Source organism: Streptomyces sp. HUAS 31 (genome assembly GCF_028198125.1).
Classification (GTDB): Bacteria; Actinomycetota; Actinomycetes; order Streptomycetales; family Streptomycetaceae; genus Streptomyces; species Streptomyces chartreusis.
Map to the genome: position 1 here is coordinate 5,462,608 of NZ_CP116353.1, position 18,782 is coordinate 5,481,389.

The 18,782-nt window shown below is 71.1% G+C and carries 21 protein-coding genes; 13 read left to right on the forward strand and 8 right to left on the reverse strand.

The window, feature by feature from the left end; all coding sequences use genetic code 11:
• The first annotated feature begins 119 nt into the window (after positions 1-119).
• The gene (locus tag PGH47_RS24395) at positions 120-1,313 is read left to right on the forward strand and encodes an RtcB family protein (protein WP_271665217.1); all 1,194 of its coding nucleotides are present in this window, start codon (positions 120-122) and stop codon (positions 1,311-1,313) included.
• A gap of 242 nt (positions 1,314-1,555) precedes the next feature.
• Here PGH47_RS24395 and PGH47_RS24400 read toward each other — a convergent pair whose 3' ends face one another.
• The 3 genes from PGH47_RS24400 to PGH47_RS24410 form a co-directional block, all read right to left on the reverse strand.
• Complete coding sequence (locus tag PGH47_RS24400; RefSeq protein WP_333938102.1) at positions 1,556-2,200, reverse strand: hypothetical protein; 645 nt, start codon at positions 2,198-2,200, stop codon at positions 1,556-1,558.
• A gap of 148 nt (positions 2,201-2,348) precedes the next feature.
• Positions 2,349-2,477: a hypothetical protein gene (locus PGH47_RS24405; protein WP_271665218.1), complete on the reverse strand. Its 129-nt coding sequence runs from the start codon at positions 2,475-2,477 to the stop codon at positions 2,349-2,351.
• The gene (locus tag PGH47_RS24410) at positions 2,477-3,253 is read right to left on the reverse strand and encodes an SDR family NAD(P)-dependent oxidoreductase (RefSeq protein ID WP_271665219.1); all 777 of its coding nucleotides are present in this window, start codon (positions 3,251-3,253) and stop codon (positions 2,477-2,479) included. The genes PGH47_RS24405 and PGH47_RS24410 overlap by 1 nt, the downstream gene beginning before the upstream one ends.
• 119 nt (positions 3,254-3,372) lie before the next feature.
• Here PGH47_RS24410 and PGH47_RS24415 point away from each other — a divergent pair, with 119 nt between their 5' ends.
• The gene (locus tag PGH47_RS24415) at positions 3,373-3,807 is read left to right on the forward strand and encodes an ester cyclase (protein WP_271665220.1); all 435 of its coding nucleotides are present in this window, start codon (positions 3,373-3,375) and stop codon (positions 3,805-3,807) included.
• A gap of 24 nt (positions 3,808-3,831) precedes the next feature.
• Here the strand turns inward: PGH47_RS24415 and PGH47_RS24420 are convergent, their stop codons facing one another.
• Complete coding sequence (locus PGH47_RS24420) at positions 3,832-4,167, reverse strand: YnfA family protein (RefSeq protein ID WP_271665221.1); 336 nt, start codon at positions 4,165-4,167, stop codon at positions 3,832-3,834.
• A 122-nt stretch (positions 4,168-4,289) separates the two neighbouring features.
• Here PGH47_RS24420 and PGH47_RS24425 point away from each other — a divergent pair, with 122 nt between their 5' ends.
• Positions 4,290-4,793: a hypothetical protein gene (locus tag PGH47_RS24425; RefSeq protein ID WP_271665222.1), complete on the forward strand. Its 504-nt coding sequence runs from the start codon at positions 4,290-4,292 to the stop codon at positions 4,791-4,793.
• A gap of 53 nt (positions 4,794-4,846) precedes the next feature.
• Here the strand turns inward: PGH47_RS24425 and PGH47_RS24430 are convergent, their stop codons facing one another.
• Complete coding sequence (locus PGH47_RS24430; protein WP_271665223.1) at positions 4,847-5,254, reverse strand: winged helix-turn-helix transcriptional regulator; 408 nt, start codon at positions 5,252-5,254, stop codon at positions 4,847-4,849.
• A 130-nt stretch (positions 5,255-5,384) separates the two neighbouring features.
• Here PGH47_RS24430 and PGH47_RS24435 point away from each other — a divergent pair, with 130 nt between their 5' ends.
• Positions 5,385-6,281, forward strand: a complete 897-nt coding sequence (locus PGH47_RS24435; RefSeq protein ID WP_271665224.1) for an NADP-dependent oxidoreductase — start codon at positions 5,385-5,387, stop codon at positions 6,279-6,281.
• A 144-nt stretch (positions 6,282-6,425) separates the two neighbouring features.
• On the opposite strand, the gene PGH47_RS24440 is transcribed toward PGH47_RS24435, so the two are convergent.
• Positions 6,426-7,247, reverse strand: coding sequence for a helix-turn-helix domain-containing protein (locus PGH47_RS24440; protein ID WP_271665225.1), 822 nt, complete (start codon positions 7,245-7,247; stop codon positions 6,426-6,428).
• 62 nt (positions 7,248-7,309) lie between these two features.
• Between PGH47_RS24440 and PGH47_RS24445 the strand changes: the two genes are divergently transcribed.
• The 6 genes from PGH47_RS24445 to PGH47_RS24470 all read left to right on the forward strand — a co-directional run bounded on the left by PGH47_RS24445 (position 7,310) and on the right by PGH47_RS24470 (position 13,483).
• Positions 7,310-7,903 carry a TIGR03086 family metal-binding protein gene (locus PGH47_RS24445; protein WP_271665226.1) on the forward strand — a complete coding sequence of 198 codons (594 nt, stop codon included), beginning with the start codon at positions 7,310-7,312 and terminating at the stop codon, positions 7,901-7,903.
• Positions 7,904-8,047: 144 nt separating this feature from the next.
• A complete protein-coding gene (locus tag PGH47_RS24450) occupies positions 8,048-9,142 on the forward strand; it encodes an LLM class flavin-dependent oxidoreductase (protein WP_271665227.1) in 1,095 nt (364 codons plus the stop codon).
• Positions 9,139-9,744 carry a CE1759 family FMN reductase gene (locus PGH47_RS24455; RefSeq protein ID WP_271665228.1) on the forward strand — a complete coding sequence of 202 codons (606 nt, stop codon included), beginning with the start codon at positions 9,139-9,141 and terminating at the stop codon, positions 9,742-9,744. Before PGH47_RS24450 ends, PGH47_RS24455 begins: the two co-directional genes overlap by 4 nt.
• A gap of 177 nt (positions 9,745-9,921) precedes the next feature.
• Positions 9,922-10,647 carry a response regulator transcription factor gene (locus PGH47_RS24460; RefSeq protein WP_107904384.1) on the forward strand — a complete coding sequence of 242 codons (726 nt, stop codon included), beginning with the start codon at positions 9,922-9,924 and terminating at the stop codon, positions 10,645-10,647.
• The gene (locus PGH47_RS24465) at positions 10,648-12,132 is read left to right on the forward strand and encodes a sensor histidine kinase (protein WP_376052412.1); all 1,485 of its coding nucleotides are present in this window, start codon (positions 10,648-10,650) and stop codon (positions 12,130-12,132) included. It begins immediately after the preceding gene.
• An 85-nt stretch (positions 12,133-12,217) separates the two neighbouring features.
• A complete protein-coding gene (locus PGH47_RS24470) occupies positions 12,218-13,483 on the forward strand; it encodes an ArgE/DapE family deacylase (protein ID WP_271665229.1) in 1,266 nt (421 codons plus the stop codon).
• A 13-nt stretch (positions 13,484-13,496) separates the two neighbouring features.
• Here PGH47_RS24470 and PGH47_RS24475 read toward each other — a convergent pair whose 3' ends face one another.
• Complete coding sequence (locus tag PGH47_RS24475; protein ID WP_271665230.1) at positions 13,497-14,246, reverse strand: thioesterase II family protein; 750 nt, start codon at positions 14,244-14,246, stop codon at positions 13,497-13,499.
• A gap of 210 nt (positions 14,247-14,456) precedes the next feature.
• Between PGH47_RS24475 and PGH47_RS24480 the strand changes: the two genes are divergently transcribed.
• The 3 genes from PGH47_RS24480 to PGH47_RS24490 are packed head-to-tail and all read left to right on the forward strand — an operon-like array spanning position 14,457 to position 18,018.
• Positions 14,457-15,521 carry an LLM class flavin-dependent oxidoreductase gene (locus tag PGH47_RS24480; protein WP_271665231.1) on the forward strand — a complete coding sequence of 355 codons (1,065 nt, stop codon included), beginning with the start codon at positions 14,457-14,459 and terminating at the stop codon, positions 15,519-15,521.
• Positions 15,518-16,780 carry an MFS transporter gene (locus tag PGH47_RS24485; RefSeq protein WP_271665232.1) on the forward strand — a complete coding sequence of 421 codons (1,263 nt, stop codon included), beginning with the start codon at positions 15,518-15,520 and terminating at the stop codon, positions 16,778-16,780. Before PGH47_RS24480 ends, PGH47_RS24485 begins: the two co-directional genes overlap by 4 nt.
• Entirely contained in the window at positions 16,780-18,018 is a 1,239-nt protein-coding gene (locus PGH47_RS24490) for an ATP-grasp domain-containing protein (RefSeq protein WP_271665233.1), read from the forward strand. The genes PGH47_RS24485 and PGH47_RS24490 overlap by 1 nt, the downstream gene beginning before the upstream one ends.
• Positions 18,019-18,024: 6 nt before the next feature.
• On the opposite strand, the gene PGH47_RS24495 is transcribed toward PGH47_RS24490, so the two are convergent.
• The gene (locus tag PGH47_RS24495; RefSeq protein ID WP_126899632.1) at positions 18,025-18,780 is read right to left on the reverse strand and encodes a sulfite exporter TauE/SafE family protein; all 756 of its coding nucleotides are present in this window, start codon (positions 18,778-18,780) and stop codon (positions 18,025-18,027) included.
• Between the last annotated feature and the right edge of the window lie 2 nt (positions 18,781-18,782).

Consider the following 18,782-nt stretch of genomic DNA (forward strand, 5'->3'; position numbering starts at 1 on the left):
GAGACAATGTGTATCGCACGCACCACCGTGGACGCCGGTCCGTTGTCCCTTTTCATCGACCCTGGCGCCGGTTTTGCGATTTCAGACTTGTGTTTTGTTTCCGGGGGATTGAGGACGATATGTCGTACGTGGAGATGCCGGGCGCGAAGGTTCCCATCCGTATGTGGGCCGACCCGGCGACGATCGAGGGCTCCGCACTCCAGCAGCTCCAGAACGTCGCGACCCTGCCGTGGATCAAGGGCCTCGCCGTGATGCCGGACGTGCATTACGGAAAGGGCGCGACGGTCGGGTCCGTCATCGCGATGCAGGGGGCCGTGTGTCCCGCGGCGGTCGGCGTGGACATCGGCTGCGGTATGTCGGCGGTGAGGACGTCCCTGACGGCGAACGACCTGCCGGGGGACCTGTCCCGGCTGCGGTCGAAGATCGAGCAGGCGATTCCGGTGGGGCGGGGGATGCATGACAGCCCTGTCGACCCCGGCCGGCTGCACGGCTTCGGCATGTCCGGGTGGGACGGCTTCTGGGGGCGGTTCGACGGGGTCGCCGAGGCGGTGAAGTTCCGTGAGGAGCGGGCGACCAAGCAGATGGGAACGCTCGGAGCCGGGAATCACTTTGCAGAAGTAAACGTTTGCGATTCGGGGCGGGTGTGGCTGATGCTGCACTCCGGTTCGCGCAACATCGGCAAGGAACTGGCCGAGCATCATATCGGTGTGGCCCAGAAGCTCCCGCACAACCAGGGCCTGGTCGATCGTGATCTCGCGGTCTTCGTGGCGGACACACCGCAGATGCAGGCGTACCGAAACGACTTGTTCTGGGCGCAGGAGTACGCCAAGTACAACCGCACGATCATGATGGCTCTCCTCAAGGACGTCATCCGCAAGGAGTTCAAGAAGGGGAAGCCGACCTTCGAGCCGGAGATTTCGTGTCACCACAATTATGTGGCCGAGGAACGGTACGAGGGCATGGATCTGCTCGTGACTCGTAAGGGCGCGATCCGGGCCGGCTCCGGCGAATACGGGATCATCCCCGGTTCGATGGGAACGGGCTCGTACATCGTGAAGGGTCTCGGCAACGAGAAGGCCTTCAACTCGGCGTCGCACGGCGCGGGTCGGCGCATGAGCCGTAACGCGGCGAAGCGTCGCTTCACGACGAAGGACCTGGAGGAGCAGACCCGGGGCGTGGAGTGCCGGAAGGACTCCGGTGTCGTCGACGAGATTCCGGCTGCCTACAAGCCGATCGAGCAGGTCATCGATCAGCAGAGGGACCTTGTCCAGGTCGTGGCCAAGCTGAAGCAGGTCATCTGCGTGAAGGGGTAGAGAGTGACGGGCGGGGTGCTGGTGGGCCGCGCCCGTCACCCACTGTTCAGTCCGGCAGCGGCACTACTCCGTGCAACAGCTTCCACCGACGGTTTTGACACGGGCTGGTGGAGTAACCGAGCTCCGCTGCCGCGTGGGCGATGGTTGGTGCAGCAAGGAGGACTCGGTCCATTTCGGCGGTCCATTGGATGCGCGGTGGCCTGCGTCCCATCCCTGCGGGACGGACCCATGGGGCGATTGAGTCAGCAGCGATCTGCTTCCGCTCCAGTGACAGGCAACCCGGGTAGTAGACGTGGGCAGTCCAACTGCTGGGCGTTTTCCTTCGTGTACATGACGTTGTAAATGCCGTCCCGCGCGTTGCGTTTGAGGGTGCGTTCGGCTCCTGTGATCTCCCTTGCGTAGGAGCACGCGAAGACCGCGATGGCAGTGCTCTTCGTTGCCAGGGACAAGAAGGGGAACCCCTGGCTGGTGTATCCCACCGAACCGTCGGCGTCGACGACCCCTCGTAGGTAGTCGCGGTGTGAGAACTCGATACCTGGCGGAGTGATTGTCTTCGACTTGCGGCCGTACGGCAGGCCGAGTTCGTTGAGCTTGGTCCTGGCTTCGAGGGAGCAGAGGCTCCAGATCGCTGAGTGGGCAGTCTCGGCGAAGTTCGTGGATCGAGTGCGCTCGGTGATGCTGCTGTTGTACGGCGTCAGCTTCTGGAACGTACGCAGGAGATCGATGTCTCGCGCGCCGATCTCGACCGTCAACCGCCCCCGCTGCCGGGACTGTTGGGAGAGATGCCCGTCCGCCTGTAAGAAGCCGAACATGTAGGCGTACTCGGGGACCGTCAGGTCCATGAATTGGTGGACGCTAGGCTCGCAGTCAGCCACGAGGAAGCTCATCCTTCCTTGCTGGTCAGGCCCTCGGTCGGGTTGCCGCCCGGCCGGGGGCCGTCGTTTTGATGTTGTGGCGCGAGCCTAGGTCGACTGTTCGGACTGCGGTCGGGTGATCGGTGATGATCACCCTTGTGAGTTAACACGCCGCTCCGGGTTACTTCGGGGCGTGGGTCACCGCGTAGATCATCACGAAGGCCACGATGTGGATGCCGAAGAGGAAGTAGCCCAGCCACCACCACATCTGGCGTTCGTTGTGGGGGTCCTTGCGATCGTCCTGTGCCACTACAGGTCCCTGTGCACCTTCGTGTTGGATGCCTGGGCGCGGGGGCGGACGACGAGGAGGTCGATGTTCACGTGGCTGGGGCGGGTGACCGCCCAGGTGATGGTGTCGGCGACGTCGTCGGCGGTGAGGGGCTCGGCCACGCCCTCGTAGACCTTCGCCGCCCTGTTCTCGTCGCCGCCGAAGCGGGTCAGGGCGAACTCGTCGGTCCTGACCATGCCGGGTGCGACCTCGATGACGCGGACCGGGCGGCCGACGATCTCCAGGCGGAGGGTCTCGGCGAGGACGTGGGCGCCGTGCTTGGCGGCGACGTAGCCACCGCCGCCCTCGTAGGTGCCGTGGCCGGCCGTGGAGGACAGGACGACCACCGTGCCGTCGCCGCTCGCCTCCAGCTTGGGCAGCAGGGCCTGGGTGAGGTTCAGGGTGCCGATGACGTTCGTCTCGTACATCGTGCGCCAGTCGGCCGGGTCGCCGGTCGCGACCGGGTCCGCGCCGAGCGCGCCGCCGGCGTTGTTGACGAGGACGCCGATGCTCTTGAAGGCCGTCGCGAACTCGTCCACGGCCGTGCGGTCGGTCACGTCGAGCTGGTACGCGGTCGCGGCGTGCCCGGCCGCGTTGATCTCCTCGGCCAGCGCCTCGATGCGGTCCTTGCGGCGGGCGGTGAGGACCACGCGGTAGCCGGCCGCGGCGAGCTGCCGTGCCGTGGCGGCTCCGATTCCGCTGCTCGCACCGGTGACGACGGCGATGCGGGAGGCGGCGGACGGTGCGGCGGTGGGCATGGCTGCTCCTCGTGCGGGTCGATGCGGCTGGGGCCGGGGCCGAGAGCCTGTCCGGCCAGGATAGGCGCGCGGTGCGGTGGGACAATGAGACGGGTGATCCCTCGGGCAGGAGGTGGATCATGGGACAGGCACGTGAGGTCATGGACCGGCTCACCACGGCGATCACCGCGGGGAACTCCGACGCCATCGCCGGTCTCTACGCGCAGGACGCGGTCGCGGTCACCCCGGACGGCGGGGAACTGCACGGGCGCGACGACATCGCGGCGTACTGGCGGCAGATGACCGAGGCGGTGCCGGACGGCTCGTATCAGTCGGTGCACGCCTACGAGGTCGGCAACACGGCCATCGACGAGGGTGTCTTCACGGGCAGGAACACCGGGCCGATCCAGTTGCCGACGGGGGAGACGCTGCCCCCGACGCAGAAGGACATCAGGATCCGCGGGGTGGACTTCGCCACGGTCGACGACGACGGGCGGATCGTTGACTACCGGCTCTACTTCGACGAGATGGAGTTCCTGGGGCAGTTGGGGCTGCTGCCCGACGAGGCGTCCTGAGCCGGGTCCGGCGGGAGACGCCGGTCAGTTCCCTCGCGGCGCGTACATGATCACCGCCATGCCCGCGAGGCAGATCAGTGCGCCCGTGACGTCCCAGCGGTCCGGGCGGTAGCCGTCGGCGACCATCCCCCAGGCCAGCGAACCGGCGACGAAGACACCTCCGTACGCGGCGAGGATCCGGCCGAAGTTCGCGTCGGGCTGGAGCGTGGCGATGAAGCCGTACGCGCCGAGGGCCATGACGCCGGCGCCGATCCACAGCCAGCCGCGGTGTTCGCGCACGCCCTGCCAGACCAGCCATGCGCCGCCGATCTCGAACAGCGCGGCGACGACGAACAGGGCGACGGAGCGGAGGATCGGCATGGCGACGAGCTTCGCATGCCGTCACGGGAGGCTTTTCGCCGCGTGTCACCTGTTGGACGGCGCCTGCCGGGCGCCGGGCGGGGGATACATCGCTACGACCACGTGGAGTGAGGAGTGGCGGTATGCGGCGGATGCGGGTTGCTGCGGTGTGCGGCGCGGCCGTGGTGACGGCGGTCGGCGGGGTGGCCCCGGCCGCCGGGGTCCCGGGGGAGGTACCCGGGGCCGCTGCCGTGCGCGGGGCCGAGGCCGGGCTCGCCTATCACGGCTCCGCCGGCATCGTCGGGGACCGGGTCGACGTACGGTTCACGCCGCACAATCACGGGGCGGCCGCCGTGCCGGACTCCGTGGTGCGGATCCGCTGGTCGCAGCCGCTGGAGGAGGGGCAGCTGCTGCCCGCGCGGTGTGCGCCGGAGGGGGACCGGGCGGTGCGGTGCCGGGTCGGGCGGCTGGGCGCGCACGACACGGGTGAGCGCATCGGCCTGCGGGTACGGCTGCGCGAGGCGCCGACGGAGGTGCTGCTGGAGTTCGACCCGGTGGGCAGCGACGGAACGGTCGACGAGAGCCGGGCGGCGGCGGAGCGGCAGCGCGTGCTGGTGCTGGACACGGGGGACACGTACTACTTCTGACCTCAGCCCTCCGGGGTCCTCAGCCCTCCGGGGTCCTCGGCTCTCCGGGGTCCTCAGCTCTCCGGGGTCTCGGCGTCGTAGCGCTCGCGGGACCGGTGCACCTCGTCGAAGTGGGTCTCCGCCCAGGTCTTCACGGCGGTCAGCAGCAGGGCGAGGTTCTGGCCGAGCGCGGTCAGTTCGTAGTCGACGCGGACCGGGACGGACGGGGTGACGGTGCGGGTGAGCAGGCCGTCGCGTTCGAGGGTGCGCAGGGTCTGGGTCAGCATCTTGGGGCTGACGCCGGCGATCTTGCGGCCGAGGTCGCTGTAGCGCAGGGGGCCGGGGGCGAGGGCGGAGACGACGAGGCTGACCCACTTGTCGCTGATGCGGTCCAGGAGCTGGTTGGTCGGGCAGCTCTTGAGGAATGCGTCGTACTCGATCCGGGCCTGTTCGCGCCGCTGGGCCGCCGTCGTGGTCGCCATGGCTCACCTCTGGGGTAGGTACGCACTCTCAGGTAACTACTTACCCAGAGATAGTAACTCTTCCTAGGGTTGCTCGCAGGTGGTCGGGAGAGCCTCCCGTCCACACGCTGACGAACCGAGGAGAGTCGCTGTGCGTGCTGTAGTGGTGGATTCGGTCGGTGGGCCCGAGGTCGTGGAGGTCGTGGAGACCGGCGTACCGGAGCCCGGCGAGCGGCAGATAAGGATCAAGGTCGCGGCGGCCGCGCTGAACCCCGTGGACGCGGGTGTGCGGGCCGGGGTCTTCGGAGCTCTTCAGGGGCGGACCGGCCTCGGCTGGGACGTCGCCGGGACGGTGGACGCGGTCGGCGGCGCCGGCCCGTGGAGCGTGGGCGACGCGGTGGTGGCCCTGCACTACGGCATGGTCAAGCCGCTCGGCACGCACGCCGAGTACGTCGTGGTGGACTCGGACGCCGTGGCCGCGGCGCCGGCGACCGCGGACGCGGTGCACGCGGCTTCGCTGCCGCTGAACGCGCTGACCGCCCTCCAGGCCCTGGACCGTCTTGAGCTGACGTCCGGGCGGTCGCTGCTGGTCACGGGTGCGGCGGGAGCGGTCGGCGGCTACGCCGTGCAGCTCGCCTCGCGGCGCGGGATCACGGTCACGGCGCTGGCCCGGGAGGCCGACGAGGAGTTCGTACGGTCGCTGGGTGCCGCCGGTTTCACGGCGGGCGGTGCCGGGGCGGGGAGCTTCGACGCGGTGCTGGACGCGGCGGTCCTGGGTGCGCCCGCGCTGGAGTGGGTGCGGGACGGGGGCGCCTATATCGGCGTCATCCCGCATGCCGAGCCGGGGCCGGTGCGCGGGGTGCGGACGGGTGCGGTCGAAGTGAGTGCCGACGGTGCGCAGCTCGCCGAACTGGTCCGGCTGGTGGACGAGGGCGCGCTGGCCCTGCGGGTGGCGGAGACCTACGCCCTGGACGACGCGGCGAAGGCGCACGCGCGGCTGGGGGAGGGTGGGGTGCGGGGGAGGCTGGTGCTGGTGCCGCTGCCGTGACCGGGGTGCCGCGATGTGGGGTCGTTCGGGTGCGGGGCCGTCGTGGCTGGTTGCGCCCACGCGGCGGTAGCCGCATGTCGAGGACAGCCCCGCGCCCCTTTGGGGCGTTGCTGCTCGGCGGCGTCTTTGGAGCAGGGCCAGGGGCTATCGGGGCTCTGCCCCCTGTGCGTACGCCGTCGGTGGTACCCCCACCGTCGCGGTGAAGTCCCGTACCAGGTGGGCCTGGTCGGCGTAGCCGAGGTCGGCTGCGAGGGTGGCCCAGTCGACGTCCGTGCGGGTGCCGGCGAGTTCCAGGGCCTCGTGGATGCGGTAGCGCAGGATGCACCACTTGGGGCTGACGCCGACGTAGTCGGCGAAGAGCCGTTGCAGCGCCCGGACCGACAGGCCCTGTGCCTGGGCGAAGTCGCCGACGCGCAGGACCGTGCGGTCGGCGCGGATGCGGCGGACGAGGCCGATCGCGAGGTCGGCCTGGGCATCGGGGGTGCGGGGGAGCGCGAGGAGGAAGGCGTCCAGGGCGGCCACCCGGGCGGCGTCGTCGGCCGGGGTGACGATCGTGCGGGCGGTGTCGGCCGTGGCTCCTGGGAACACCTCGCCGGCGGGCAGCGCGCGGCCCGTCCAGCGGGAGACGGGGGCGTCGGGGGCGTACGGGCGGAATCCGCCGGGCCGGTACTTCACCCCGCACACCCGGCCCCGCCCGGTCAGCTTGCGGGTGTACATGCCGAGCGCGACGCCGGTGACCTCGGCATACGGCGGTCCCTCGTCCTCGTCCCACTGGAAGGTGAGGTTGACGGCCGGGTGCGGGACGACGTGGGAGGCGTAGGGCTCGGGCAGGTCCCAGTCGATGAGCCAGTACCACTCGACGTACCGGCGCAGCGGCTCGGCGGGCTCGTGGCGGCGGAACCGCACGCGCCGCAGCAGCTCGGACGGGTCGACGATCCCGCGGGTGTCGTGGCGGGGTGCCTCCATGGCCGGATCGTACGTCGCGTTTCTTCAAGAAGGGCAGCCGCCGCAGTCCCTACCGTCGAACCATGGACACGAACGGTGTGAAGACGTACGGCATCGGCGAGCTGCTGGCGATGGCGCGCGAGCGGGCGGTCGTGGTGGTGCGGGGCATCCCCGACGAGGCGCTCGGCGCGCCCACGCCCTGCGCGGAGTACGACGTGAAGGCCCTGGTCAATCACCTCTGCCAGGTGATCGTGCAGTTTCAGCGGCTGGCCGCGAAGGAGGCGTCGGACTTCGGCGACAGCATTCCGGACCGGGTCGCCGAGGACGCCGAGTGGCGCGAGGGGCTCGTGCGGGAGGCGGACCGGCTGGTGGCGGCCTGGTCGGCGCCCGGCGCGGAGGAGGGGAGGACCGGCGGGATGGACATGCCGGCGCGGCTGGTCGGCTCGATGGCGCTGCTCGATCTGACCGTGCACGTGTGGGACCTGGCGCGGGCGACGGGCCAGGACCTCCCCGGTACCGACGAGCCGGTCGTGGCGGAGCTGACCGGCGCCGTGGACACGCTGGCGCCGACGGCCCGGAAGATGGGGGTCTTCGGGGAGCCGGCTCCGGAGCCGGCGGGCGCGTCCCCCTTCGAGCGCCTGCTCGCCCGGACCGGCCGGGACCCGCACTGGGGGTAGTCGTGGCGGGCCGGCGACCGTCCGGGCAGGTCCGCGGCCCTCCTTGCCGGTCGCCATTCCTCCGGGCGGGCCGGGAATAGTCCTCGCCGGGTCTCCGTTCTCCGGGTATAGTTGAACCGTCAACAACCTGGAGGGTGAGCGACCATGCAGTTCGGGATCTTCAGCGTCGGCGATGTCACGCCGGACCCCACCACGGGCCGTACGCCGACCGAGCGCGACCGCATCAAGGCCATGGTCGCCATCGCGCTGAAGGCCGAGGAGGTCGGACTCGACGTCTTCGCGACCGGTGAGCACCACAACCCGCCGTTCGTGCCGTCGTCGCCGACGACGATGCTCGGCTACATCGCGGCGCGCACGGAGCGGCTGGTGCTGTCCACCTCCACCACGCTCATCACCACGAACGACCCGGTGAAGATCGCCGAGGACTTCGCGATGCTCCAGCACCTGGCCGACGGCCGGATGGACCTGATGATGGGCCGCGGCAACACCGGCCCGGTCTACCCCTGGTTCGGGCAGGACATCCGCCAGGGCATCAACCTCGCCATCGAGAACTACGCCCTGCTGCACCGGCTGTGGCGCGAGGACGTGGTGAACTGGGAGGGGAAGTTCCGCTCGCCGCTGCAGGGCTTCACCGCCACGCCCCGCCCGCTGGACGGCGTCGCGCCGTTCGTCTGGCACGGCTCCATCCGCTCCCCGGAGATCGCCGAGCAGGCCGCGTACTACGGCGACGGCTTCTTCCACAACAACATCTTCTGGCCCGCCGACCACACCAAGCGGATGGTCGAGCTGTACCGGTCCCGGTACGCCCACTACGGCCACGGCACGCCCGAGCAGGCGATCGTCGGCCTCGGCGGCCAGGTGTTCATGCGGAAGAACTCCCAGGACGCGATCCGCGAGTTCCGGCCCTACTTCGACGTCGCCCCGGTCTACGGGCACGGCCCGTCGCTGGAGGACTTCATGGACCAGACCCCGCTGACGGTCGGCTCCCCGCAGCAGGTGATCGAGAAGACGCTCGCCTTCCGCGAGTACGCCGGTGACTACCAGCGCCAGCTGTTCCTGATGGACCACGCGGGGCTGCCGCTCAAGACCGTGCTGGAGCAGCTCGACCTGCTCGGCGAGGAGGTCGTGCCGGTGCTGCGCAAGGAGTTCGCCGCCGGCCGTCCGGCCGACGTGCCGGACGCGCCGACCCACGCTTCCCTGCTGGCCAGGAAGGAGTCGCAGGAGGTGACCGTCGCATGAAGCTCGTAGTCGTGTCCGCGGGGCTGAGCGTCCCGTCCTCCACCCGGTTGCTGGGCGACCGGCTGGCGGCGGCGGCCGTACGGACCGCCGCCGAGCCCGTGGAGGTCGAGGTGGTCGAGCTGCGCGACCTCGCCGTGGAGATCGCGCACAACTTCACCAACGGCTTCCCCGGCCGGCAGCTGGCCGCCGCGATCGACGCGGTGACCTCGGCCGACGGACTGATCGTCGTCACGCCGGTGTTCTCGGCGTCGTACAGCGGACTGTTCAAGTCCTTCTTCGATGTGATCGAGAAGGACGCGCTGGCGGGACTGCCGGTGCTGATCGCCGCGACCGGCGGCACCGCCCGGCACTCCCTGGTCCTGGAGCACGCGCTGCGCCCGCTCTTCGCCCACCTGCGCGCCGTGGTCGTCCCGACCGGCGTGTACGCCGCCTCGGAGGACTGGGGCGCGGAGGGCCTGGACGGCCGCGTCGACCGGGCTGCGGGGGAGCTGGCCGCGCTGATGCAGGGCCTGTCGGGGGCGAGGCGGCCCGCCGGGGACGACCTCGCGGTGGTGCCGTTCGCCGAGCAGCTGGCGGCACTGTCGAGCCCGGCCGGCGGCTGAGGCGGGGAGGCATGTACCAGCCCGTCCGGCGTTTGAGGACGAGGCCGTCCAGGCCGAACGGGGGTCCGGGGGCGGAGCCCCCAGGGGCGGCCGTGTGAGGGTGTGAGCCCAGTAAGAAGGGCAACAGCAGCGCGGTCCACCCGGCCGAACCGCCGGAGGCCTTGGCAGACTGAACGGGTGTCCCAGACTGTTCTCCTCGCCGAAGACGACCGCGCCATCCGCCACGCCCTGGAGCGCGCGCTGACCCTGGAGGGCTACCAGGTCACCGCGGTCGCCGACGGCGTCGAGGCGCTGGCGCAGGCCCACCGCACGCCGCCGGACGTGCTCGTGCTGGACGTGATGATGCCCGGCATAGACGGGCTCCAGGTCTGCCGGGTGCTGCGCGCCGAGGGCGACCGCACCCCGATCCTGATGCTGACGGCGCTCGTGGAGACCCAGGACCGCATCGCGGGCCTGGACGCGGGCGCCGACGACTACGTGGTGAAGCCCTTCGACGTGGAGGAGGTCTTCGCCCGGCTGCGCGCCCTGCTGCGCCGCACCAGCGAGAACAACGGCACCCCCGCCCCCGTCGACGTACCCAGACAGCCCCCCGGGCCGATCGGCCGGCTGATCGAGGCCGCCGGGCTGCGGATGGACCCGCAGGCACGCCGGGCCTGGCGGGGCGAGCGGGAGCTGGAACTGACGCGGACCGAGTTCGAGCTGCTGGAGCTGCTCGTGCGCAACGCCGGCATCGTCCTCGACCACGCCACCATCTACGACCGCATCTGGGGCTACGACTTCGGCCCCGGCTCCAAGAACCTCGCCGTCTACGTCGGCTACCTGCGCCGCAAGCTCGACGAGCCGGGCGCCCCGCAGCTGATCCAGACGGTCCGCGGGGTGGGTTACGTGCTGCGGGAGGACTGAGTGGGCGGCCCCGCCCGCCGTCGGCTCGCCAGGAGCCTCGCCGCACGGCTGCTGACCGGACGCCGGCGGACCGGGCTCGTCTCGCTGCGCTCCACCTTCGCCGTGTCCTTCGCGGCCGTCACCGCCGTCGTCACCGTCCTGGTCGGCCTGCTGTCGTACACCGCCGCCGCCCGGCTGGTGCGGGTGGACCAGGAGTCCGTGTTCGACGAGGTGGTGCAGGACCTGCGCGGCGAGGTGCGGCAGCGGCCGATGCTGCCGGACGACTTCTCCTCCTCCGCGCCCGGCCACGATCTCGTACGGCCCGCCCGTACCGATGTGCAGGTGCTCGGCCCGGACGGCGCCGTCGTCGACCCGGGGCGGCCGGGGCTGCCGGTGACGGCGTCCGACCGGCGGATCGCGGCCGACGGGACGGCCGGGCGGATGGTCCAGCACAAGGACGTCGACGTCGGCAGCGACGTCTACCGCGTGGCGACCGTCGCGCTCGGCGGCGGCCGGGGCGCGGTGCAGATCGCCCAGGAGTTCAGCGACACCGAGGACCTGCTGCGGGCGCTCCAGCAGCGGACGGTGCTGCTGATGGCGGCCGTGGTGGTCCTCGCGGGGCTCTTCGGCTGGTGGCTGGCCCGGCGCATCACCCGACGTCTCGTCGTCCTCACCGACGCGGCCGAGGACGTCGCGCGCACCCGGCAGCTGGGCATCCAGGTGCCCGTCACCGGCTACGACGAGGTCGGCCGGCTCGGCCGGGCCTTCGACCGCATGCTGGGGCGGCTGGCCCAGTCCGAGGAGGACCAGCGGCGGCTGGTGCAGGACGCGGGCCACGAGCTGCGCACCCCGCTCACCTCCCTGCGGACCAACATCTCCCTGCTGCGCCGCATCGACGAGCTGCCGCCCGACACCCGCGACGAGCTGGTGGCCGACCTGGGCCAGGAGGCACGCGAACTGACCGACCTGGTCAACGAGCTGGTCGATCTGGCGGCCGGGCAGTCCGACACCGAGCCGGCCCAGCGGGTGGACCTCGCCGACATCGCCGAGGACGTCGCGGTGCTCGCCCGGCGGCGCACCGGACGGCGGATCCTGGTGCGGGCGAGCGGCGAGACGACCACGGAGGGCCGGCCCGCGATGCTGCAGCGGGCGGTGACCAACCTCGTGGAGAACGCGGCGAAGTTCGACCGCGACGGCAGCGCGCCCATCGAGATCGGCATCGCCGGACCCGCCCTCCCCCACTCTCGGCTTCGCTCGAGCGGGGGGACCCCCATCGGCCCCGTGCGCGTGGAGGTCCTGGACCGCGGTCCAGGCATCGCCGAGGACGACCTGATCCGGGTCTTCGACCGCTTCTACCGCGCCGCGGACGCCCGCTCCCTGCCCGGGTCCGGGCTGGGTCTCTCCATCGTGCGGGAGGTGGCGCTGGCGCACGGCGGGGCGCCGTTCGCGTTCCACCGGGAGGGCGGCGGGACAGCGATCGGCTTCACCGTCGGCGGCTCCGGCTGACTCGCGCTCTCTCGGATCTCCCCGTCATGGGCCACCATCTGAGCGGGCGGGCCGTGCGCCCGGTGGCGAGGGGAGGAACGTCGTCGTGCTGAGTGACGTGGAGAACGCCGTACTGGCGGAGATCGACGAGGCCGGGATCGGGCGGACGCTGCTGGAGCTGATCTCCGTGCCGAGCGTGACCGGGAGCGCCGCCGAGTCGGAGCTCCAGCATCTGCTGGCCGGACGGCTGGAGCGGCTCGGGCTCGACGTCGACCTGTGGTCCATGGACCTGGACGCGCTGCGTGCGGACCCGGAGTTCCCGGGGACGGAGGCAGAGCGGGACGAGGCATGGGGGCTGGTCGGGGTCACCGAGGACGGCGGGGACGGGCCCACCTTCGTGATGCAGGGCCATGTCGACGTCGTACCGCCCGGGGACCCGGACGCCTGGGACGGCGACCCGTTCGTGCCCAGGGTCGTCGGGGACGTCGTGCACGGGCGTGGCGCCTGCGACATGAAGGCCGGGCTGACCGCCCACCTCGCCGCGCTCGCCGCGATCCGGGCCGCCGGGGTGCGGCTGCGCGGGCGGGTCGGGGTGCACTTCGTGGTCGGGGAGGAGGACGGCGGCCTCGGCGCCTTCGGCACGCTGCGGCGCGGCCACCGCGGCGACGTCTGCGTCATCACCGAGCCGACCGGCGGCGCCCTCGTCACCGCCAACGCCGGCGCGCTGACCTTCCGGATCGCCGTGCCCGGCAAGGCGGCCCACGGCAGCGCCCGCGACCAGGGCGTCAGCGCGATCGACGCGTATGTGCCGCTGCACGCGGCGCTGGCCCGGCTGGAGACCGAGCGCAACCGGGACGCCGACGCGCTGATGGCCGAGCACCCGATCCCCTACGCCCTGTCGGTGGGCACCGTCCGCGCCGGGGACTGGGCGAGCAGCGTGCCCGATCTGCTGGTCGCCGAGGGGCGGCTCGGCGTACGGCTCGGCGAGGACCCGGCAAAGGCGCGGGCCGCCTTCGAGCGGTGCGTCGCCGAGGCCTGCGCCGCCGACCCGTGGCTGCGCGGGCATCCGGCGACGGTGACCTGGCCGGGCGGGCAGTTCGCCAGCGGCCGGCTGCCCGAGGGCCACCCGCTGCCGGCGCTGATACGCGGCGCCCACGCCGATGCCGGGGGAGCCGCGGACCCGCGCGAGTGCGGGGCGCCGTACGGCAGCGATCTGCGGCTGTACTCCGGGGCGGGGATCCCGACGCTGCAGTACGGGCCGGGCGACATCCGGGTGGCGCACAGCGCGCGGGAACAGGTGTCCCTGGCCGAAGTGGCGCAGGTGGCACGGACGTTGGCGGTGACGGTGCTGCGGACGGTCGGCACCGCGTGAGCCCGTGCGGCGGTCAGGAGCGGCCGGCTGAAACGCTGTCGAGGATGTCGGCCAGCAGCTCCCGCTGATGCTCCGTGAGGAAGAAGTGGCCGCCCGGGAAGGTGCGCAGGGCGAAGTCGCCGGTGGTCGCCTCGCGCCAGGCCGCCGCCTGCGCCACCGTGACGCCGGGGTCCGTCCCGCCCGCGTAGACGGTCACCGGGGTGCCGACGCGGGCGCCGGGCGTGGGGCGGTAGGTCTCCATCAGGCGCAGGTCGGCGCGCAGCGAGGGCAGGACGACCTCCAGCAGGTCGGGGTCGTCGGCCAGCGTCTCGTACGCGCCGCCGAGGCCGCGCACGCCCGCGAGCATGGTGGCGTCGTCCTTGTCGTGCAGGGGGCGGCCGGTCCGCTCCGCGAAGGGGGTGGCCTGGCCGGAGGCGAACAGCCGCAGCGGGGGCGTGCCCCGGTCCTCCAGACGGCGCGTCACCTCGTAGCCGACGGTGGCTCCCATGCTGTGGCCGAACAGGGCGAACGGCGTGTCCAGCAGCGGGGCGAGGGCTTCGGCGACGGCGTCAGCGAGGGTGTCCATGTCCGCGACGCAACTCTCGGCCAGACGGTCCTGTCGGCCCGGGTACTGGACGGCCACCGGCTCCACCTCCGCGGGCAGCGCCTCCGCCCAGCTGCGGAAGAAGGCGGCGGTGCCACCGCCGTGCGGCAGACAGAACAGCCGCAGCCGGGGTGCGTCCGAGGGGCGGTAACGCTTTAGCCAGCGGGTGGAGTGGAGCACTTTTCAGACATCCTTTCCTCGCCCTTGAACAAGCCACGGTAACCGCCGATCGGCATCTCCGGCAGACATTCCAGAATATGGATCGATCTTGACTGCCCAGGCGGGCACGTGTCAGTGTCCCCAAGGAATATGAGTCGCACGGGGGAGCGAATGCCCGGTTTGGCCATGATCGGGTAGGGGTGACCTCGTATTCACGAACGGGGAACCAGCATGGCGGAGCTGAAGTTCCATTGGTGTTCACCGCTGGACAGTGGGCAGCAGAAAGCGACCGAAAAATACCGGTCCGGGGAGCTTGACTTCGACGGGATCGTCGACTTCGCGCAGGAGGCCGAGCAACTCGGCGTCGACTCCCTGCTCATGGGCATCAGTTACCACATGCCCGACCCGCTTCCGATGATCGGCGCCCTGGTGCGCGAAACGGAACGCGTCAAGTTCATTCTCGCCTATCGGCCGGGTCTTTTGGGCCCCACGCTCTTCACTCAGGTCGTGAACACCATTTCCTGGATGTCGGACGGCCGGATATCGCTGAATCTGGTGGCCGGAATTTCCCCCGCCGAGCAGGCGTACTACGGCGACTTCCTGGCTCACGACGACCGCTATGCCCGCTCGAATGAGTTCCTGAGTGTCCTGCACCGCTTCTGGGAAGGCGAGAATCCGCTTTCTCACCGGGGCGCGCACTATCGCGTCGAAGAAGCCCAGCTGGGACTGGGATACAAAGGCGGCGGCCGCCCCACGATCTACATCAGCGGAGCCTCCGCTCCCGCGCAGAAGACCGCCGTCGACTTCGGCGACTGCTGGCTGCGCTACGGCGACACCCCGGAGGGCATCGCACAGGCCACCGCCCCCGTGCTCGCCAACGGCTGCCGGGCCGGCATCCGTATGCACGTCCTGGCCCGCCCGACCCGCGAGGAGGCGCTGACCGACCTCGCCGAGATGATGCGCGACCCCGACGAGGATCACCGCGCCTGGGTCACCAGCTTTGTCGCCGCCTCCGACTCCGAGGCGGTGAAGAACTCCTTCCGCCTGGCCGAGAAGGCCCAGGACGACTGGCTGTCCCCCTACCTCTACTCCGGCGCCGTCGCCTACCGCGGCGGCCCCGCGCTCTGCGTCGTCGGCAGCTACGAGGAGGTCGCGGCCTACCTGTACGAGTACAAGGCCGCCGGCGTCAGCGAGTTCATCTTCTCCGGCTGGCCCACCCGCGACGAGATGCGGATCTTCTACACCCACGTACTGCCGCTGATCCGCGAGCACGAGCGCACCGCCGGACCGGCATGACGGCGCGGGTGGAGAGCCTGCACCGGGGGCTGTTCGCCACCGGCGTGCTGCTCGGGCTGATCGCGGAGCAAGTGGTGCTGTTCGCCGTGCCGTTGCTCATCTTCCAGGACACCGGTGACGTGTCGACGCTCGGCTTCGCGTTCGCCCTGGAATGGCTTCCCGGACTGCTGGCCTACCCCTTCGCGGGACTGATCGCCGACCGGGACGGCGGCGCCCGGCTGTTCTCCCGCGTCTCCGTGGGCCGCGCCGCCGTCCTCGGCCTTGCCGTCGTGATCGTGGTGGCCGAGCCGGGCTGGACGACGGCCGCCCTGATGACCAACGGCGCACTGCTGTCGATCCTCGCGGCACCCGTGCGGATGTCGGTCGAGAAGATGGTCCCGCAGGTGGCCCGCGGCGAGAAGCTGGCGACCACGCAGTCGCTGGTGCAGAACATGGAACTGCTGGCGATGGCCCTCGGGCCCGCCCTCGCCGCCGTCGCCGTACTGGTCCTCGGCAAGGTGTGGCTGCTCGCCCTCGCCGCGGGCGTCTTCCTGCTCGCCGCCGCCTGCTGGCTCCCGCTGCCCCGGCAGAAGTGGCAGCCCGGGAACGGCGGCGGTGCCCGGGAGATCCTCGGCGAGCTGGGGCTCGGCTGGAGACTGCTGATCCGCAACCGCCCGGTCCGGCTCCTTGCCGTGCTCAACTTCGCCATCAACCTGGTCTTCGCCACCGTGCTCAGCGCCAACGCCGCGCTCGTCACCGGCGTGTTCGGTGCCTCCGAGTCGTCCTACGGCATGCTCAACACCTTCGTCGGCATCGTGGGCCTGGGAAACCTGCTGGTCATCCCGCTGCTGCTGCGCAAGGTCGACGTGCACGTCCTCGGCGTCATCGGGTTCACCTCGCTGTGCGCGGCCCTCTTCGTCGCCGGCACCGCGGGCTCGTTCGCCGTCTACGGCACCGCCTTCGTCGCGGGGATGACCGGAGTGGCGTACTACAACGTCTTCAACCGCACCCAGCGGATCAAGGTCATCCCGCAGGAGCACCTGGGCAAGGTCATGGGCCCCTTCTACCTGCTCAACCTGCTCTCCTACCCGATGGCCGGGCTCCTGGTCGGCACCGCCGGCGAGGCGATCGAGCCCCAGGACCTGGTGACCGTGCTCGCCGTGCTGCTCAGCGTGTTCGGGGCCGTCCTGCTGCCGCTGGTCATGCGCAGCTTCCGCCAGGTGCTCACCCCGCGGGACACGGGCTCCCCGGACGTTCCCCAGACAACAGAGGTGCACTGATGCATATCGTCCTGGTCAATCGCTGGCCCCGGTTCTCGGACGGGATCCGCTGGGACAACGAGCTCACGCGCTACGAGGAGTTCATCGACCACGACAAGCACCGGGTGAGCTACGTCGTCGACGCGCTCGGCGCCGAGGGCGTGCTCGTCGACCCCGCCCGCATCGCGCACTACGTGCAGGTCGAGGACGTCAACGACTACGACGCACTGCGCTCGGCGGTCCAGGAGGTCACCGAGAAGGCCGGGCCCGTGGACCAGCTGATCGCACTGTCCGAGTTCACGTTGGAGATCGCCGCCCGGGTGCGGGTCGCGCTCGGCATCCCCGGGCCAAGCCCCGAGCAGGTGGCCGTGTACCGGGACAAGGTCCGCATGAAGGAGGTGCTGGCCGAGGCGGGGGTGCGGGTACCGCGCTTCGCGCCCTGCGCCGACCTGGAGAGCTGCGTCGCCTTCGCCGGCTCCACCGGCTACCCGGTGATCCTCAAGCCCGTCGACGGTGCCGCGAGCATCGGTGTCCACCGCGTCGACGACGAGGCCGCGCTGCGGGAGCTCGTGCCCACGCTCGACCTGACCCGGTACGAGATCGAGGAGTTCGTCACCGGCGTCATCCACCACGTGGACGGCTTCGCCGACGCGCGCTGCCAGGTGCCCTTCCAGGTCGCGTCCGTGTACGTCAACGACTGCCTCGCCTTCGGCTCCGGCTCGCCGCTCGGCTCGGTGGTGCTGCGCGAGAGCGAACTGCGCACCCGCATCGAGGACTTCACCCGCGAGTGCATCGCCGTCCTCGGGATGTACGACACCCCCTTCCACCTGGAGCTGTTCGTCACCGAGAGCGGCGAGCTCGTCTTCCTGGAGGTGGGCGGCCGGGTCGGCGGCAGCGAGGTGCCGCACCTGGTGAACAAACTCTTCGGGGTCAACCTGTACGAGGCATGGCTGCGCGCACTGTCCGGCGAGAGCCTCGACCTGCCGCCCAAGTCCGGAGACCCGAGCGGCGGCTGGCTCGTGCTGCCCAAGCCGGACGGGCTGCCGCTGCGGGTGCGCAGGGCGTCCCCGATGAAGGAACGGTTCGAGACGATCTGGCGCGAACTCGTGCCCCGGCCGGGGCAGGTCCTGGAGCCGGGCGGCAGCTACGACGCCCTGCACAGCGGCCGGTTCATCCTGCTCCACGAGGACCAGCAGCGGGTCACGGACGACATCCATCGCATCATCGAGACCTTCGAGTTCGAGGTGGAGCAGCCATGAGCCCGCTCACGTGACGATCATGACCGTCGCCGCGGTGACCCCGACGACGACGATCACGACGCGCAACGCCATCGCCGGCAGCTTGCGGCCCACCTTGGCCCCGAGCAGACCGCCGACCGTCGAACCGGCCGCGATCACCGCGGCGGCCGCCCAGTCGACGTCGGCGACCGCCACGAACACCACCGCGGCGGCACCGTTGACGATGGCCGCCAGCACGTTCTTCGCCGCGTTCAGCCGCTGGAGGTCGTCCCGCAGAAAGCTCCCGAACAGGCCCATGAGCAGCACCCCTTGGGCCGCGCCGAAGTAGCCGCCGTACACGCCGGTACCCAGCACCCCGCACCACAGCGGCACCCCGCCGTCCGCGCCGCCGCGCTCCGGGCGCTTCCTCAGCCAGGCGTTCAGCCGGGGCTGGAGCAGCACCAGGGCGCACGCGGCGAGGATCAGCACCGGCACCACGGTGTCGAAGGCGGCGGAGTCCAGCTGGAGCAGCAGCAGGGCTCCGGTGAGGCCGCCGATCAGGGACGCGGCGCCGAACCGCAGCAGCCGGCGCCGCTGCCCGCGCAGCTCACGGCGGTAGCCGTAGGCGGCGCTGAGCACCCCCGGGACGAGCCCGATGTTGTTGGTCACGTTGGCCAGAACCGGCGGAAAACCGCAGGCCACCAGAGTCGGAAAGGTGATGAGCGTGCCGGACCCCACCACTGCGTTGATGGCGCCCGCGGCCACGCTCGCGGCCCCGATGGCGACGGCTTCCACGAAGTTCAACG